We start from the raw sequence: 16,898 nt of genomic DNA, 5'->3' as shown, positions 1-16,898 counted from the left end.
GTGTATGCATATCAAGACAATGACGCAGGCCGTGGGCATCTGCATGGCCTTGCTCGCGCAGCAGGCGTGGGCGCAACAGGCGCAAGACAGTGGCAAGGTGGAATTTTCGCCGCTGAATGTATCGGGTGAAACGGTGCCTGCGGAACGGCAGGCGCTGGAAAAACCGGGCGCCGTCAGCGCGCGCGGGGCCGATACGCGCTTGCAGCCCGTGGACCAGATCGTGCGCAGCATGCCGGGCACGTTTACCCAGATCGATCCGGCGCAGGGCGCCGTCAGCGTCAACATCCGCGGCTTGTCGGGCCTGGGGCGCGTCAACATGATGGTCGATGGCGTGAGCCAGAATTACTATGGCAGCGCGCCGTCGTCCGTGTCGCACGGCGGCGTGCCCAGCAGCCAGTTCGGCGCGCTGATCGACCCGAATTTCATCATCGGCGTGGATGTGTCGCGTGGCAATGTCGTCGGCGGCGACGGAGTCAATGCGCTGGCCGGCAGCGCCAATTTCCGCACCATCGGCGTCGATGACGTCGTCTTCGCCGGGGAAAAGACGGGGGCGCGCACGAAGATGTGGACCGGTAATAACGGCGTGGGCCGCAGCGCCATGCTGGCCGTGGCCATGAAAAACCCCGCCTTCGATGGCGGCAGCGTGGGCTTCATGGCCGCCACCAGTGGGAGCGTGATCGGCAACAACTACAAGAATGCGAAGGGCGTCAACAGCGAGGAATTCGGTTTCGGCTACAACCGCTATTACAAGCAAAAGCCCAAGTCGCAATTGCTCAAGCTGGACCTCAAATTGAGCGACTTCCATGCGCTGGAACTGTCGGCGCGCGATTACCGCAGCACGTTTACGCGCCGCGACATCCACAGCGATGACTACTACGTAAAATATCACTACACGCCATTTTCCGAGTTGATCGACCTCAATGTGGTGGCCAGCAGCAGCCGCGGCAACCAGAAATACATGCCCGAGGCGCTGACCAATTTCATCAACACGAATGCGGCCAACCGCGCCGACGCGGTCGACATCAACAACACCAGCAGCTTCAGGCTGGCTGGCGGCGATGCGCTGGTGACCATCGGCGGCAAGCTGATGCGCAATAAATACAGCAAGCACGTGGAAAGCCTGGTCGACGATCCGGACAACCCGGATGCGAACCAGCAATCGATCGAAAACAATACGTTCGGCCCCGAGGGCGTGCAAAAGATCAACAGCCTGTATGCGGGCCTGCAATACAACCGCGGCATTGTTCAAGTCAATGCGGGCCTCAACTACACGCACTTTGATTTGACGGGCCACAAGCCCGCCTGCGACTTGCGCGTGCAGTGCTTCCCGCAAGGGGCAAGCAATATTGCGTTGAAGGAGCATGGCATCAATCCCTCGCTGCTCGTTTCCGCCCAGGTGACGCCGTGGTTCCAGCCGTTTGCCAGCGCCGAGCGCACCATGCGCGGGCCGAATCCGCAGGAAGTGTTTTTCTCGAATGACGGCGGGGCCTCGATGAACCCCTTCCTGAAGGGCGAGCGGGCCAGCACCTACCAGCTGGGTTTCAATTCCAGCCTGCATGGCTTGCTGAGCAAGAACGATGCGCTGAATTTCAAGGCCTTGTATTTCAAGAGCAAGATCGACGGCTATATCACCAGCCAGTCTTTCCTCGTATGCGACAGCGGGCGCAAGTGCAATATCGCGGAAGTGATCGCCAAGGACTGGCAGAATGTGGATGAATACGTGACCAATATGTATATCTACATCAACTCGGCCACACCCGTGTATTCGCGCGGCTGGGAACTGGAAGCGCAATATCACCTGGGGCCGGCGTATGCGCGCCTGTCGTACACGCGCGAAACGACGCGCCAGCCCACGTCGATCGCCAGCGCCTGGTTTGGCGCGGCCGACATCAGCGAACTGCCCAGCGTGTACTACAACCTCGACGTGGGCACGCGCCTGCTGGACAACAAGCTGGAAGTGGGCGCCATCCTCAAGCACACGGGCTCGAACCGCCGCCTGTCGCCGGACAATGACGCCGATGAAGCGACGGGGGAAGTGCTCAAGGCCGACAATCCGAAGATCCCGGCCGTGATCGACCTGTATGCGAGCTACCAGGTCAGCAAGAACCTGTTCCTGCGCCTGTCCGTGCAAAACGCCATGAACAAGGATTTCTCGGAAGCGCTGAACCGCCTGAACTCGATGCCGTCGCAGTCGCAAGAGAATACGCCGCTGAGCACGGCGCGGGGCAGGACGTATGTGGCAGGGCTGGAGTACCGCTTTTAAAGCAGGCCCAAGCCCCGCTGCCTTGGCTTAATTAATACTCGCGCGGCGTCGTTCCATAATAGCTATGGATCGACGTCGCCCAAGCGCTGTCCGCCATGTTCGGCCAGTTATCCGTGTCGAAGCCGGGGGCGTTTTCGATGCGTTCCTTGTCGACGTTGAGGGTGAAGCGCTTGTTGATGGTGTCGAGCAGCAGCGCTTCCCACGGCACGGCGAACAGTTTTTCGCCGATGGTGAAGACGCCGCCGTGCGACATGACGGCGTAGGCGATTTTGCCGCTGCGCATGTCGAGCATGATTTCCTTGATTTCGCCCAGGTGTTCATCCTTGGCATTGTGCACATGGTCGCCGATCAGGGTGTCGGCGCCCATCAGTTCAGGGCCGGGGCCTTTGTGGCCGCGGTTGACATACATGCCGTAGGCGTCGCGTTCTTCGTAGCTCATGATGGACCTCCTGTTGAAAAATCCCAGTCTGCCGCCGGGGCGCGGCAGGGTCTGTTCGCTCGCCCACACAACATATGGAATTGGAAATATTTCAATTATTGTTATTGGATAATTTTGTTGCGCGTAGACAGCAGGAGGGGGAGGGATAGTCGGTATTTGGCGCAAATTTCCGTGCGCGGGGAGCGACGCAGGCGGGCTTTAGTGTATAATTTCAATTTCCCGCACGTGCCGTTCGGCACCATCTGCAATGACCAAATTTGTCTTCGTCACTGGTGGCGTTGTGTCTTCCCTTGGAAAAGGGATTGCCGCCGCCTCCCTCGCCGCGATCCTCGAATCGCGCGGCCTTAAAGTCACCATGCTCAAGCTCGACCCGTATATCAACGTCGATCCTGGCACGATGAGCCCTATGCAACACGGTGAAGTATTCGTCACCGATGACGGGGCCGAAACCGACCTCGACCTCGGTCACTACGAGCGCTTCATCTCCACCCGCATGAAAAAGGTGAATAACTTCACCACTGGCCAGATCTATGAATCGGTGATCCGCAAGGAACGCCGGGGCGAATATCTGGGCAAGACCGTGCAGGTGATTCCGCATATCACCAATGAAATCCAGGATTACATCCGCCGTGGCGCCGAAGGCTACGACGTGGCCCTGTGCGAAATCGGCGGCACCGTCGGCGATATCGAATCCTTGCCATTCCTGGAAGCGGCACGCCAGCTGAGCCTGCGCGCCGGCCGCAAGAACACGGCGTTCGTCCACCTGACCCTGGTGCCGTACATCGCCTCGGCCGGTGAACTGAAAACCAAGCCGACCCAGCACTCGGTGCAAAAGCTGCGCGAAATCGGCATCTTGCCGAATGCGCTGCTGTGCCGCGCCGACCGCGCCATCCCGGAAGACGAGCGCGCGAAAATCTCGCTGTTCTCGAACATCGAGGAAGACGCCGTCATTTCCGTGTGGGACGTCGACACCATCTACAAAGTGCCGCAAATGCTGCACGACCAGGGCCTCGACAAGATTATCTGCGACGCGCTGGACCTCGATCCTGCACCGGCCGACCTGTCGATCTGGAGCAAGTTGATCTACACGATGGAGCACCCGAAGGCGGAAGTGACCGTCGGCATGGTCGGCAAGTATGTCGAGCTGACCGAGTCGTACAAGTCGCTGATCGAAGCGCTGCGCCACGCCGGCATCCACACGGAAAGCCGCGTCAACATCGAGTACATCGATTCGGAAGAAATCGAAACGACCGGTTGCGACAACCTGGCCAAGTACGATGCCATCCTGGTACCGGGCGGCTTCGGCAAGCGCGGCGTGGAAGGCAAGATCAAGGCGGCCCAGTTTGCCCGTGAAAACAAGATCCCTTACCTGGGCATCTGCCTGGGCATGCAAGTGGCCCTGATCGAATACGCACGCAACAAGGCTGGCATGCCGAACGCGAATTCGACCGAGTTCGACCTTGATACGGATCAACCTGTCGTTGCACTGATCAATGAGTGGCAAAACCACGATGGTAAAGTCGAGTTGCGCGATGAAAACTCGGACCTGGGCGGTACCATGCGCCTGGGCGCGCAGACCTGCGCCGTCAATCCGGGCACCCTCGCCGCCGAGATCTACGGCAGCGTGGTGACCGAGCGTCACCGTCATCGCTACGAAGCCAATAATCACTACCTGGCCCGTGTCGAATCGGCTGGCCTGATCGTGTCGGCCCGCACGCCGAGCGAAGATTTGTGCGAAATCATGGAATTGCCGCGCACGGGTGAAAATTCCCACCCTTGGTATATGGGCGTGCAATACCATCCCGAGTTCAAGTCGACGCCACGCACCGGCCATCCGTTGTTTACGTCGTTCATCAAGGCAGCGCTGGCGCACAAAGAAGCCAACGCCGCTGCGGAATAACGCGGTCGATCGCGACAGTATTACCCGTAAGACAGCTCCCGGCCAGATCGTTCCCGCCGGGAGTTTCTTTGCCCCCTTTGTGCAATTGCGCATCAGAACGCAGTGTGCAGCCCCCTGTTAAGCTTAACTTTGGAGAATGACATGAGTGCTATTGTTGATATTATCGGCCGCGAAATCCTGGACTCGCGCGGTAACCCGACCGTCGAATGCGATGTGTTGCTGGAATCGGGCGTGATGGGCCGTGCAGCCGTACCGTCGGGTGCCTCGACCGGTTCGCGTGAAGCCGTGGAATTGCGCGATGGCGACGCCAAGCGCTACTTCGGCAAGGGCGTGCTGCAAGCATGCGAGAACATCAACACCGAAATCTCCGAAGCCATCATGGGCCTGGACGCCAATGAGCAGGCTTTCCTGGACCGTACCCTGATCGACCTGGACGGCACGGAAAACAAATCGCGCCTGGGCGCCAACGCCATCCTGGCCGTCTCGATGGCTGTCGCCAAGGCTGCCGCCGAAGAAGCCGGCTTGCCGCTGTACCGCTATTTCGGCGGTTCGGGCGCCATGCAGATGCCAGTGCCGATGATGAACGTCATCAACGGCGGCGCACACGCCGACAACAACCTGGACATCCAGGAATTCATGATCATTCCCGTGGGCGCCCCGTCGTTCAAGGAAGCCGTCCGCTACGGCGCGGAAGTGTTCCACACGCTGAAAAAGATCCTGCACAAGAAGGGCCTGAACACCAACGTGGGCGACGAAGGCGGTTTCGCGCCATCGCTGGCCAACCATGAAGAAGCCATCAAGCTGATCATCCAGGCCATCGAAGAAGCGGGCTACGAGCCAGGCACGCAGATCGCCATCGGCCTCGATTGCGCCGCGTCCGAGTTCTACAAGAACGGCAAGTACGAAATGGAAGGCGAAGGCCTGAGCCTGACCGCTACCGAGTTCACCAACCTGCTGGCGACCTGGTGCGACAAGTACCCGATCATCTCGATCGAAGACGCGATGCACGAAGGCGACTGGGATGGCTGGGCGATCCTGACGGCAGAACTGGGCAAGAAAGTGCAACTGGTCGGCGACGACCTGTATGTCACCAACACCAAGATCCTGAAAGAAGGCATCTCGAAAGGCATCGCCAACTCGATCTTGATCAAGATCAACCAGATCGGCACCTTGACGGAAACCTTCGCCGCCATCGAAATGGCCAAGCGCGCCGGCTACACGGCCGTCATTTCGCACCGCTCGGGCGAAACGGAAGACTCGACCATCGCCGATATCGCCGTTGCCACGAACGCCCTGCAGATCAAGACGGGCTCGATGTCGCGTTCGGACCGCATGGCCAAGTACAACCAGCTGCTGCGTATCGAGGAAGACCTGGGCGACATCGCCAGCTACCCTGGCCGCGATGCGTTCTATAATCTGAAGTAAGCTGATGTAAAACCCACTGGCCGGCCGGAGATGTTCCGGCCGGTTTTTTAACTGAATGCCCCATGCGCCTCATTACGCTCGCCCTGGCAGCCCTGCTGCTGTTGATACAATTTCCCCTCTGGCTGGGTAAAGGCGGCTGGCTGCGTGTTGCCGACATGGAAGCCCAAGTGGCGGTGGCCAATAAAAAGAACATGGAATTGAAGGCGCGCAACGCCAAGCTCGAATCCGAAGTGCGCGACCTGAAGGATGGTACGGGCGCCGTCGAAGAGCGTGCCCGCTACGAGCTGGGCATGGTCAAACAGAATGAGATTTTCGTGCAGATCGTGCGCAAGGGCCAGACCCCGCCACTGCTGGAAACGCCGGTGGACGCCGCGGCGCCACACTAGTATTGCCCCGCCTGCCAAAGCTGCAGGCGCCGGTGGCCCGGCGCGCGCCCACGCGCGGCGCGCCTTATTCCTCCCCGTCCAGATACACATAGCCGCCATGGCCACCCAGAGTGCAGTCGGCACCGGTGATGCGCAATTCGATTTCATCGCCCGCGCTGGTGCCCAGCCCGTTGAGTATCACCGGTTGCCAGGGAATGGCCTTCCAGTTGCCGCCTTGATAGTCCTTCCAGCCCTGGAAGCTGGGATCGCTGGTAAAGAAGCGCCGGCGGTACAGGTCCTGGCCCTTGCTGAGGTTGCGCACGACGACATCGACATACGGCTGTTCGGATGGCTCGTGGCGCGGATCTTCCAGCACCGCCGCCCACTGGAACACCAGTTGTGGATTGCCGGCCGCCGCCGGCACGATCGCCTTTTGCGCGACATAGGTCGTGTGGTAGCCCGGTGTCTGGTCGTTGATCCTGGCGGCATGCATGCCGAAGATGCTGGTCGTCAGGTCGGTGGCGATCGGATCGAAGCCGACGCCGACCACCTCGATTTTTGTCGGCGTAAACACGGCGCCGGTGTTGAGCAGGGAGGTCTGGCTGTTCCAGCCGCTGAGGTCACCTGATTCAAAGCCGAAATTGACAAAGAAGTTTTCGCCCGCCGGCTGTACGCTGAATTTGCCAAAGGCCGAGAAGCCGTGCTCCGTGCTGCGCGCATGTTCCGACACCAGCAGCATCACGTCGATCTTGTTTTCCAGCCGGGTGGAAAAGTTCAGTGTGTAGTTGCCTGTCGCATCGAGGAGCACGCCCTTCGCACCTTGGCGCACGCCGTCGTAAAACACGTGCAGATAGACGGGCTTGCTGCTGCCGGCGGGGCGGTTGAATCGCCCCTGCAGGCTTTGTCCATTCTGATACGCGATCTGCACGCGCACGGGTCGGGCGTACTCGAGCGCCTGGGCCTTGCCTTGCTGGTCGGTTACTTGCAGGTGGGAAAAATAGTCTTGCAGTTTGCCGCTTTCCCACTCGCCGATGATTTTCTGGAACTGCGCCGGGGCGCCGAACGTGTCGTCGCTGGCGTAGCCGATATGGTCGAACATCGAGGATGGGTACGAGGCCGCGCGCGAATAGGTGCCAAAGCCCGTCAGCTTGTTCCAGTCGTAGGTGGCTTCGACATCGGGCGCATTCGAATCGTAGATGCGAAAGCGCGCCTGATTTGCGTCATACGCAAAGACCGTCACGGAATGGCCGCCGTCCTTGGTGCCGCTATGCATGACTAGATGCAGTGGATCGCCCGTGGCGATCATCGACTCCAGCATCAGGCGGCCGGTATCGATGGCTTGCGGAATGACGATGCTCGAGGCGACGCTGTTCCACTTGCCGGCGATGACGGCATACGTCATGGCCATGGCCGTGCGGGTCAGTTCATCGTCCACCGGCTGCCCCGGCAGGCCTTCGTTGGACAGCGCATACAGCCGCTTCGTTTTGCCCAAGGAAAAATAATGTGTGGAGAGCGAGGCGAAGGCGGCGCAGTGGCCGCCGTACAGATAGGAGCCGAAGTTGCGGTGCAGGATAGAATCTGTGCCGAGCCGGAATTCCGTGTCGACCGCCGGCATGCCCAGGTCGAGCGCGCGCACGACGATAGCCATGAAGTGCGAAAAGTGCGAGGTGCGGAAGGTGACCGTGCCCTTGCTCCTGTCGACGCCGATGACGGAGACGGTGCGGTAGCGGCTGGCGGCCTCGTCCCAGTAGAGCACCGCGGGCGGCAAGTCGCCTGCCGCGGCATGGTCATACGGCATGGTGACGGTAATGGGCAGATTGAATTGCGTCGGTCCGCCGCCCGCCACCTTCAGGGCCAGGGTTTTCGAGACGGCCAGCGTGCCGGCCGCAATCGCTTCCGCGCGGAAAGGGCCGGGCGGCGCATTTTCGTAGCCCACCTGGACTTGCACGTCATCGATGGCGGCATCGGGCGGGATATCGATGAGCGTGCCGGGCACGCCTGCGGCGTCGGCGGGCACGCTGAGCCGCGCGCCGTTGCCCGCGACGAGCGCGCTGCGCAGCACCTCATTCTGCACTTCCGACGGCAATTCTTCGGCCGGTGGCGGCACATCCTGCGCCGTGCGTCCGCCGCCGCATGCCGTCAGCGCCGCGCATACCATGAGGGGCACCAGCCACGCGCGCCAGGATCTGGACGGTTTCATTGCGTTCTCCCTTGTCTTGCCTGGTTTGCTGCCTGGCGGCGATGCCAGAGGGCATGACGTCAAGGGAGCAAGAAGCAGTCCAGGAGAATTTTATGTTGGAGAATCAAGGGCTTGAGCTTGTCCTGCCGTCAGAAGATGGCGTGACTGTCAAAAAAAGCGACATGGCGGGGGAGGGAGCTTTCCCTGTCAGCCTGGGCCAATCGCCAGGCTGACGCACTGCACCTGGGCTTCGCGTCGCACTATCGCGCTGCGGCCAGGGGTGAACTGTGCTGCGTTTGCTTGCTGCTTGCTGATCAGAAACGGGCCTTGCCGGTCGTGATCAGGTAAAAATGGATGCCGGTGACCACGACGGCTACACTTACCAGTACGGTTTCGAGAAACATCATAAAATTTCCTTGTTAATAATTATTTAGGTAAAAAACGTCCAGGGCCAGGCGCCCAGCCGAACGTACGGCGAGGCGCGGGCAACGCCGCCCCGGGCTTTTTTTAGCCGCGCGACGCCAGGAAGCGCAGTTCTGCGGCCAGATTCGGCATCAGCTTCTCGTAGCGGTTCGCTTCCGAGTTCAGCAGGGCGAAATCGCGCTTGCTTGGGCGCACATAGCGCTGCTCTTCATCGCTGACGCTGCTGGCGATGACTTCCTTCTGCGCCAGTTCGCTGTACGGCTTGGAAGCGAGCAGGGCGCCCAGGAAGGCGCGCGTGGCGCGGCCTAGGTTGCTGAAGTAATTGTCGTTGTCGTTGCTGTAGGTGTTGGTAAAAGTGGACATATGCCCTCCATGAATGGTCTGTTGTTGCATTGCACAATAATGGAGTTTGCGATATGCGTCCAATTTCAAATTCCAATTTCAGAAATTCAAGAAACGCATAATAAGGGCGTAGCCATCGGCCACGCCCTGAAAATGAATTTGTTACGAAATGTTTATCCTGCGGCGATGCGTCCCAAACCCGGATCGTCGCTGAAAAAACCGTCGAGTCCCGTCTCGATATAGCGCCGCATTTCCGCCACGGATCCCGCTTCGTTGCGCGCATTCTCGCCATTGCCGTCGCGGAAGTCGGCCGCCAGGAAGCGGTTTTCCGGACGGAAGGTCCACGTGTGCAGCAGCAAGCCCGCCTGGTGCGCATCGTCGACGATGGAAGAGGGCTTGGCCAGGCGCTGGTCGGCGCCCAGCGGGATGATTCCTCGCGTTGGCGGCGCCACCACGTCCGCGTAGGCGGCGATGTCGCGCAGGCCGGCGGGCGTCGTCATCTGCGCGAAGGTCAGCTTGCCGCCCGCCTTGGCCACGTCCATCGGGCGGATATCGCCGCCCACCACCAATTGCATCAGGCGCACGTTGGCGCGCCGTCCCAGCTTCTCGCGCAAGTATTTCAAATTGGCCACTTCGAAGGATTGGATTTCGATGGGCGCGCGGCGCGTGTACTCGTGCGCCAGCAGGGTCGACAGGAAACGGTCTTCCAGCGCCAGGCCCGCATCGCGGAAATACGTGGAGCTTTTCAGCTCCGGCACGAGGCCGATGACGCGTCCGCTGGCGGCTGATTGCGCTGCAACAAAATCGATGATTTCTTCCCAGGTCGGAATCTGGAATTGTCCATCGTACAAGGTGTTGCCGGTGCGTACTTTCGGCAGCCGTTCGATGGCGCGCAGGGTTTTCAGTTCCGCCAGCGTGAAGTCGTCGACGAACCAGCCTTCGTGCCATTCGCCGTCGACCATCTTCTTGCCGCGCCGGCTCGCAAACTCGGGACGGCGCGCCACGTCGGTGGTGTCGATCAGGTTGCTTTCGTGGCGGGCCACGAGAATGCCGTCGCGCGTGGCGACCAGGTCCGGCTCGACGTAGTCGGCGCCGTCGAGGATGGCCTTGGCGTAGGACGCCAAGGTATGCTCGGGACGCAGGGCGCTGGCGCCCCGGTGGGCGAAGACGAGCGGACGGCTTGGCTTTGTTTCCAGCAGGCCCGCGGCAAAGCCGGGCGCGGCGGCCAGCGCCAGGCCGCCGACGGCCGCCTGGACGAAGCTGCGGCGCGAAAAGTGCCGTTGCGGAAGGATAGGCGCGCGCATCAGAAATCCGCCGTCAAGGTGAGGAAGCCCTGGCGCGGGGCGATGGGGAAGGTGTTGTACGTCTTGTCGGCCGCGCCCACCACCACGTTCAGCGCGCCTTCGCGGTTGGCCAGGTTGCTCACATTCACGCGCCAGCGCGGGTTTTTCAGCCAGCCGGCCATGGCGGGCAGCTTGCCCGACACGCCCAGGCCCATCAGGAAATAGCTGGGGACCGACAAGTCGTTGGTGTACGTCGCGTAGCGCTTGCCCACATAGTCTCCCGTCAATTGCACTTCGATATCGCCCACGGTGGCCGATGCCACGAACTTGTTCAGCCACTCGGGCGAGCCCGGCACGTTCTTGCCGGCCGTCAGCACCAGTGCGGCGCCATTGTTGTAATTGTCCGCGTATTGCGAGCGGTTGTACGACAGGGCATTGTAGAACGAGAAATTGTTGCCAAAGTGTACGGTACCGGCGATATCGATGCCGTCCGTGCGCACGCTGCCCACGTTGGCCAGCACGGGGTTGCCGCCAATGATGGAGGAAATCACGGGCGTCGGGCTGATCTGCAGCAAACGGTTGCTGAAATCGACGTGGTAGACGTTGACCTGGCCATCGATGGCCGTGATGGCGCCCAGGCTCAATGGGTGGCTGCCGCGCACGCCCACTTCATAGGTGAGGGCCGTTTCCGGCTTGGCGTCGCGCTTGAACAAATCAAACGCGGCCTGGCTCGACAAGCTCCAGGGCGAAGCGCCGCCGCCGCCATAGGTGACGAACTGGCGCATGTTTTTCTGGATATTGAAGTACAGCTGGTCTTGCGGCGTGAAATCCCAGCGCGCGCCCACTTGCGGCAAGAACCATTTTTTCGTGTTGATGGTGCCGACCGGCAATGCCGTCGAGCCGCCGGCGATGGCGCCCTTGGCCGGCTGCACGGGGAATTGACCATCGGCAAATTGCAGGCTGGACTTGAAGCCGGCTTGCAGGGCGATATCGGGGCGGATGCGCCATTCATCCTGCAAGTGCAGCTGCACCACCTTGTTGTCGATCTCGCTGCCGTACTGCGTGATCAAAGGATTGCTGGGACGGTCGTACGGCGACGTCGGGTTGTTGACGTCCAGCGCATACCAGCGGCGGTAGGCGGACGAGCGGTTCTGTTCCAGCCACAGGCCCGCTTCCAGCTGGTGATTGCCGATTTCCTTGTGCAGGGTGGAAAGGAAGCCGCCCCGCTTGATGTCGTATTCCGTCGTGCGCACGGCGTAGCCCGAGTTGCCGAACACCTGTTTCAGGTTCTGTTTCGGGTAGTACACGCTGAACAGGCCCGGCAAGCCGGCCACGCCGATGGGGCCGGCCACCACGCCCGCGCCATCATCCTTGTGGTAATACACCTGGTTCGACCACGTCATGCCTTCGGACAAGTTGGCGTCGAACTTGGCGTAGGCCAGGTAATCGGTGCGCTGCGCATCGCTGTAGTAGTTGCGGTAATTGTTGCCGTCCGCGGCAGGCGTGGCGCCCGTCGGCGACAGGTAATTCAGGGCCGCCTTGAAGTCCGGATACAGGAAGGGGCGCGTGTACGGCGCGCTCGTCTCGCCCGCCACGTGCACGGTGCTGTCTTCGTTCGGCTCGATCTTGTCCGAGTAATTGAAGAACAGGGTCAGCTTGCCCGCCTCGCTGCGGTTGACATATTTTGCGTTGAACTGGTCGCCGCCCTGGCGCGCATCGAAGTCCCAGGCGCGCGCTTCATGGTGCAGGACGGAAAAATAGGCGCTGCTGCCATCGCCGAAGGCGCCCGTGTCATAGCGGGCAAACGTGCGCGACGTGCGGTGGCTGCCCACCGTTTGCTGCACGCTGGCGCCTTGCGTGGCCAGCGGGTCGCTGGAATAGGTTTCGATGGTGCCGCCCAGGTTGCTGGTCGACGCCGTGGCCAGGTCGCCCGCGCCCGAGGACAGCACGACGCTGCGCACGTTTTCGCTGATCACGGCGCGCTGCGGCGACAGGCCGTTGTAGTTGCCGTATTGCTGGTCGCCCAGCGGCACGCCGTCCATGGTGTAACCCAGTTGCTGGCCGGAAAAACCATGCACGAACAGCGACAGGTTTTGCTCGTTGTTGCCCCATGGATCGGCCGTCTGGAAGCTGACGCCAGGCAGGGTTTGCAGGGCTTTCAAGGGATTCGTGCCGGGCAGGATTTTCTGGATTTCATTCTTGCTCAGGGCGACGGAAGAGCGCGTCTTGCGCGAGGAAATCTCCACGGTGGCCATCGGGGCATTGTCGTCGGCAGCGGGGGCGGCGGCCATGTCGGTGGCGGCGGACGCCACGGCGGCGGCGACGGCCGTTTGCGCCAGGGCCGGCAAGGAGAGGCCTGCGGCGCAAGCGCCCAGCAACACGTGGAAGGAGTGGCGGCGCAGGGCCAGCGTCAAGTGGGTATTCATCATCAGCCTGTGGAAAGTATTGGAAGTAATACAAGCTGCGCAGCGTAACGGCGGCGCGTGACGGGCTGATGACGAACTGATGACGGGAAGATGACAGCAGAAACAATTGCGCCGCCTGAGGGGCGGCGCGGGGATTATTACAATTAGTTAATACTTGCCGCGGGGGGAATCAAGACTTCGGCCGGCGCATCCGTGATGAACAGCTGCGCGCAATCGACCTTGTCGAATTCATAGTGCTGGCCGCAGAAATCGCAGTTCACGCCCACCTGGCCCACTTCTTCCAGGGTGCTGTTGACTTCTTCCTCGCCCAGCATCTTGAGCATATTGCCCACTTTTTCGCGCGTGCAAGTGCAATGGAAGCTCGGGTGCAGCGGGTCGAAGACGCGGATCGTCTCTTCCCAGAACAAGCGCTGCATCAGGGTATCGATATCCGTCGACAGGATTTCCGCCTCTTTCAGGGTCGACGCCAGCATCACGGCGCGGTTCCACGTGTCCAGCGCGTCTTCTTCCGAGACGGGCGTCGCTTCGGCCTTGCCGCCATGATGGGGCAGCTTTTGCAGCAGCAGGCCGCGCGAGACGCTGTCGTCCGTGGCCAGCCACAAGCGCGTGTCCAGCTGTTCCGAACGCAACATGTAGTTTTCGATCACGGTGGCCATGTCATCGCCGTCCAGCGGCACGATGCCCTGGTACGGTTGCTGGCCCGGCACCTTGTCGGCCGGGTCCAGGGTGATGATGAAGCGGCCCTTGCCCGTGGCGTTGAGCAATTGCGGCACGGTGGCCACGTCGGGAATGGTGGCGTCCGGGTCCAGCTTGGCCGTGGCGCGCAGGCGCAGGTCGGAGTCGCACTCGACCACCATCAGGCGCACGGGGCCGTCGCCATGGATTTGCATGATGATGGAACCGTTGAATTTCAGGTTGGCCGACAGCAGGGCGGCGGCAGCCACCATTTCGCCCAGCACTTTTTTCACGGCCGTCGGGTAGGCGTGGCGCGACACCACTTCCTGCCAGGTGGTCGAAACGTCGATGAACTGGCCGCGCACGGCGGCGTTGTCGAAAATAAATTTTTGCAGGGTATCCTGGCCGCTAACGGCTGCGCTGATTGCGCCCGTGGTTTCAGTCGTCATTCTCTTATCCAATCTTCTTGAGTTGCGTATTAAATAGCTGGCCGCGTTGCACATAGTTCACGGCGTTGCCTTGTAGCCTGGTGATATCGTCTGCAGTCAGGGCCCGCACGGCTTTCGCCGGTGAGCCGATGATCAGCATATTGTCGGGAAATTCCTTGCCTTCCGTGACCAGCGCGCCCGCGCCGACCAGGCAGTTCTTGCCGATCTTCGCGCCGTTCAGGATCACGGCCTGGATGCCGACCAGGGCGCCATCGCCGATCGTGCAGCCATGCAACATCGCCTGGTGGCCGATGGTCACGTTCCGGCCGATGTCCAGCGGGTAGCCCGGGTCCGTGTGCAGCACGGCGCCTTCCTGCACATTGCTGTTGGCGCCCACGGTGATGCGCTCGTTGTCGCCGCGGATCGTGGCGCCGAACCATACGGACGTATTCGCTTCCAGGGTCACCTTGCCGATCACGTTGGCCGTGTCGGCAACAAAAGCGGAAGCATCAATCAGCGGCGCATCGGCGCCCAATTGGTAGAGTGTCATCGTTAGCCTGTGGCGGTGGTGGAAGCGCCGGGCACGGCCGGACGCGGAAGTTTTGCGCTATTTTACGCTGTTGCAGGGCAAGTCCGAGCGCCGGCCGCTAATCCGGTATAATTATCGAACGGTCGTACTTTTATGTGCGCCCTATCTACAGACACAGCATGTGGCGCCATCTGCGCCACTTTCAAGGCAGGCATCCGATGAAACCCATGAAACTTTCCCGTTCCGAATTCATCAACATCCGCGGCGCCCGTACGCATGTGCGCCATTGGGGCCGCGAAGGCGCGCCCATCCTGTTCATGGTGCACGGCTGGATGGACGTGGCCGCCTCGTTCCAGTTCGTCGTCGACGAGTTGCAGGGCGATTGGCACGTGATCGCGCCCGACTGGCGCGGCTTTGGCCTCAGCGACTACACGCAATCGGACACCTACTGGTTCCCCGACTACCTGGCCGACCTGGACGCCATGCTGCTGCACTATTCGCCGGACGCACCCGTCAACCTGCTGGGCCACAGCATGGGCGCCAACGTGGCCGGCCTGTACGCGGGCGTGCGCCCCGAACGCATCAGCCGCTTCATCAACCTGGAAGGCTTCGGCATGATGGCAACGCAGCCGGAGCAGGCGCCGGGCCGCTACGCCAAGTGGCTGGACGAATTGCGCGAGCCGCCCGCCATGCGCAGCTACCCTTCGCAGCGCGCCGTGGCCGAGCGCCTGCAAAAGACCAATCCGCGCCTGCCGGACGAGCGCGCCGCTTTCCTGGCCGAACACTGGTCGGCGCGCAACGAGGCGGGCGAGTGGGACATCCTGGGCGACCCGCAGCACAAGCGCGTCAATCCCATCCTGTACCAGGTGGAAGAAGTGATGGCGTGCTGGCGCCGCATCACGGCGCCCGTGCTGTGGGTGGAGGCTGATGACACGAATATGTGGCAATGGATGGGGCCAAAGGAACAGGCGCGCATCGAAATCGACCGGCGTTTGGCCTGCATCAAGGATGTGCGCTGCGAGATGATGGCGGATGCGGGCCACATGCTGCATCATGATCAGCCGCAGGCACTGGCGCGCCTGGTGGAAGCCTTTTTGGCCTGATGTGTGTCGGGAACGCTGCAGCGCGATTGGCCAAGCAGCGTACAATGAAAACTTCTTCCATGCTGAGCCCGTGCAGGGTATTGTTTTCACATGCTTAAAGTCGACCTGCATTGTCATTCGAACATCTCCGACGGCGTGCTGTCACCGGCCGCCGTGGCCGCTTACGCGCGCAAGGCGGGCGTGGACGTGTGGGCGCTGACGGACCACGATGAAGTGTCCGGCGTCGCCGCTGCGCGCACGGCCGCGCTGGACCTGGGCATGCGCTTCGTGGCCGGCGTGGAAATTTCCATTACGTGGGCCGGCGAAACCGTGCACATCGTCGGCTTGCAAGTCGATGAAAACAATCCGGGTCTCGTGCAGGGCTTGCACCGCACGCGTTCGGGACGCGACGCGCGCGGCCGCGAAATCGCCCGCCAGCTGGACCTGGCCGGCATCCCCGACGCCTATGAAGGGGCCTTGAAATTCGTCGGCAACCCGGACCTGATGTCGCGCACGCACTTTGCCCGTTACATCGTGGAAACGGGGAAATGCGCGAATATTCCCGACGTGTTCAAGAAATACCTGTCGGAAGGCAAGCCGGGCTACGTCGAGCACCGCTGGGCCACCCTGGCCGAAGCGGTCGGCTGGATCCGCGGCGCGGGCGGCGTGGCCGTCATCGCCCATCCGGGCCGCTACCGCTTCAGCGACATGGCGCAAGGCGTGCTGTTCGATGAATTCAAACAACTCGGCGGCGTGGCCATCGAAGTCGTCACGGGCAGCCACAGTCCGGACCAGTATCCGGAATACGCGCAGCTGGCCAACGCCTACGGCTTCCTCGCCTCGCGCGGCACGGATTTCCATGCACCGGGCGAGTCGCGCGTGGATTTTGCCATGTTGCCGCCTTTACCATCGAATGTCACGCCAATCTGGCACGACTGGTTTTAGCTGACAGCCAGGCAAATCTGCTGCGCGGCGCGCTTTGCGGCCGGCGATGCTCACCGTACTCCAGTACGGTTGCGCTTCTCGGCCACAAATCACTGCCGCTCGCGACGATTTTCCTGGCTGCCGATGCGCCGTCGTGTCGCTGCTTGAAATCTGCGTTAGCGTGCATATCTTTTTGTTATTCTTGTTATACATAG

General features: G+C 61.4%; 13 protein-coding genes. 6 read left to right on the top strand and 7 right to left on the bottom strand.

What is annotated here, in order from left to right; translation table 11 throughout:
• Positions 1-4: 4 nt before the first annotated feature.
• Positions 5-2,263: a TonB-dependent receptor gene (locus tag O0881_RS09800; RefSeq protein WP_289911091.1), complete on the top strand. Its 2,259-nt coding sequence runs from the start codon at positions 5-7 to the stop codon at positions 2,261-2,263.
• Positions 2,264-2,294: 31 nt separating this feature from the next.
• On the opposite strand, the gene O0881_RS09795 is transcribed toward O0881_RS09800, so the two are convergent.
• Positions 2,295-2,702, bottom strand: coding sequence for a PRC-barrel domain-containing protein (locus O0881_RS09795; RefSeq protein WP_289911089.1), 408 nt, complete (start codon positions 2,700-2,702; stop codon positions 2,295-2,297).
• A 247-nt stretch (positions 2,703-2,949) separates the two neighbouring features.
• On the opposite strand from O0881_RS09795, the gene O0881_RS09790 reads away from it, so the two are divergent.
• From O0881_RS09790 to ftsB, 3 genes are all read left to right on the top strand, one after another.
• Positions 2,950-4,602: a CTP synthase gene (locus O0881_RS09790; protein WP_099666940.1), complete on the top strand. Its 1,653-nt coding sequence runs from the start codon at positions 2,950-2,952 to the stop codon at positions 4,600-4,602.
• 141 nt (positions 4,603-4,743) lie between these two features.
• Positions 4,744-6,027, top strand: coding sequence for a phosphopyruvate hydratase (gene eno / locus O0881_RS09785; protein WP_034750709.1), 1,284 nt, complete (start codon positions 4,744-4,746; stop codon positions 6,025-6,027).
• Positions 6,028-6,089: 62 nt separating this feature from the next.
• Positions 6,090-6,413, top strand: coding sequence for a cell division protein FtsB (gene ftsB / locus O0881_RS09780; RefSeq protein WP_035821182.1), 324 nt, complete (start codon positions 6,090-6,092; stop codon positions 6,411-6,413).
• A 64-nt stretch (positions 6,414-6,477) separates the two neighbouring features.
• Here ftsB and O0881_RS09775 read toward each other — a convergent pair whose 3' ends face one another.
• The 6 genes from O0881_RS09775 to O0881_RS09750 form a co-directional block, all read right to left on the bottom strand.
• Positions 6,478-8,592 (bottom strand): hypothetical protein, encoded by a 2,115-nt coding sequence (locus tag O0881_RS09775; RefSeq protein WP_289911085.1) that lies wholly within the window; start codon positions 8,590-8,592, stop codon positions 6,478-6,480.
• A 486-nt stretch (positions 8,593-9,078) separates the two neighbouring features.
• Positions 9,079-9,357, bottom strand: coding sequence for a hypothetical protein (locus O0881_RS09770; RefSeq protein ID WP_099666941.1), 279 nt, complete (start codon positions 9,355-9,357; stop codon positions 9,079-9,081).
• A gap of 152 nt (positions 9,358-9,509) precedes the next feature.
• The gene (locus tag O0881_RS09765) at positions 9,510-10,640 is read right to left on the bottom strand and encodes a glycerophosphodiester phosphodiesterase (protein WP_289911083.1); all 1,131 of its coding nucleotides are present in this window, start codon (positions 10,638-10,640) and stop codon (positions 9,510-9,512) included.
• Positions 10,640-13,048, bottom strand: coding sequence for a TonB-dependent receptor (locus O0881_RS09760; protein ID WP_289911082.1), 2,409 nt, complete (start codon positions 13,046-13,048; stop codon positions 10,640-10,642). Before O0881_RS09760 ends, O0881_RS09765 begins: the two co-directional genes overlap by 1 nt.
• 140 nt (positions 13,049-13,188) lie before the next feature.
• The gene (gene hslO / locus O0881_RS09755; protein ID WP_099666943.1) at positions 13,189-14,169 is read right to left on the bottom strand and encodes an Hsp33 family molecular chaperone HslO; all 981 of its coding nucleotides are present in this window, start codon (positions 14,167-14,169) and stop codon (positions 13,189-13,191) included.
• A gap of 4 nt (positions 14,170-14,173) precedes the next feature.
• Positions 14,174-14,698 (bottom strand): gamma carbonic anhydrase family protein, encoded by a 525-nt coding sequence (locus tag O0881_RS09750; protein ID WP_070260363.1) that lies wholly within the window; start codon positions 14,696-14,698, stop codon positions 14,174-14,176.
• Positions 14,699-14,904: 206 nt separating this feature from the next.
• Between O0881_RS09750 and O0881_RS09745 the strand changes: the two genes are divergently transcribed.
• Positions 14,905-15,780 (top strand): alpha/beta hydrolase, encoded by an 876-nt coding sequence (locus tag O0881_RS09745; RefSeq protein ID WP_251350382.1) that lies wholly within the window; start codon positions 14,905-14,907, stop codon positions 15,778-15,780.
• 90 nt (positions 15,781-15,870) lie between these two features.
• A complete protein-coding gene (locus tag O0881_RS09740; RefSeq protein ID WP_099666946.1) occupies positions 15,871-16,704 on the top strand; it encodes a 3',5'-nucleoside bisphosphate phosphatase in 834 nt (277 codons plus the stop codon).
• Positions 16,705-16,898 lie beyond the last annotated feature (194 nt).

The sequence above is a fragment of the Janthinobacterium sp. SUN100 genome (assembly GCF_030397705.1).
In the GTDB taxonomy this organism is placed as follows: domain Bacteria; phylum Pseudomonadota; class Gammaproteobacteria; order Burkholderiales; family Burkholderiaceae_D; genus Janthinobacterium; species Janthinobacterium kumbetense.
This window is presented reverse-complemented; position numbering and strand designations above follow the sequence as displayed.

Bases quoted from the DNA above. Each gene is read 5' to 3' on its own strand.
- O0881_RS09800 (WP_289911091.1), top strand. From the start codon at position 5: ATGCATATCAAGACAATGACGCAGGCCGTGGGCATCTGCATGGCCTTG.
- O0881_RS09795 (WP_289911089.1), bottom strand. From the start codon at position 2,702: ATGAGCTACGAAGAACGCGACGCCTACGGCATGTATGTCAACCGCGGC.
- O0881_RS09790 (WP_099666940.1), top strand. From the start codon at position 2,950: ATGACCAAATTTGTCTTCGTCACTGGTGGCGTTGTGTCTTCCCTTGGA.
- eno (WP_034750709.1), top strand. From the start codon at position 4,744: ATGAGTGCTATTGTTGATATTATCGGCCGCGAAATCCTGGACTCGCGC.
- ftsB (WP_035821182.1), top strand. From the start codon at position 6,090: ATGCGCCTCATTACGCTCGCCCTGGCAGCCCTGCTGCTGTTGATACAA.
- O0881_RS09775 (WP_289911085.1), bottom strand. From the start codon at position 8,592: ATGAAACCGTCCAGATCCTGGCGCGCGTGGCTGGTGCCCCTCATGGTA.
- O0881_RS09770 (WP_099666941.1), bottom strand. From the start codon at position 9,357: ATGTCCACTTTTACCAACACCTACAGCAACGACAACGACAATTACTTC.
- O0881_RS09765 (WP_289911083.1), bottom strand. From the start codon at position 10,640: ATGCGCGCGCCTATCCTTCCGCAACGGCACTTTTCGCGCCGCAGCTTC.
- O0881_RS09760 (WP_289911082.1), bottom strand. From the start codon at position 13,048: ATGATGAATACCCACTTGACGCTGGCCCTGCGCCGCCACTCCTTCCAC.
- hslO (WP_099666943.1), bottom strand. From the start codon at position 14,169: ATGACGACTGAAACCACGGGCGCAATCAGCGCAGCCGTTAGCGGCCAG.
- O0881_RS09750 (WP_070260363.1), bottom strand. From the start codon at position 14,698: ATGACACTCTACCAATTGGGCGCCGATGCGCCGCTGATTGATGCTTCC.
- O0881_RS09745 (WP_251350382.1), top strand. From the start codon at position 14,905: ATGAAACTTTCCCGTTCCGAATTCATCAACATCCGCGGCGCCCGTACG.
- O0881_RS09740 (WP_099666946.1), top strand. From the start codon at position 15,871: ATGCTTAAAGTCGACCTGCATTGTCATTCGAACATCTCCGACGGCGTG.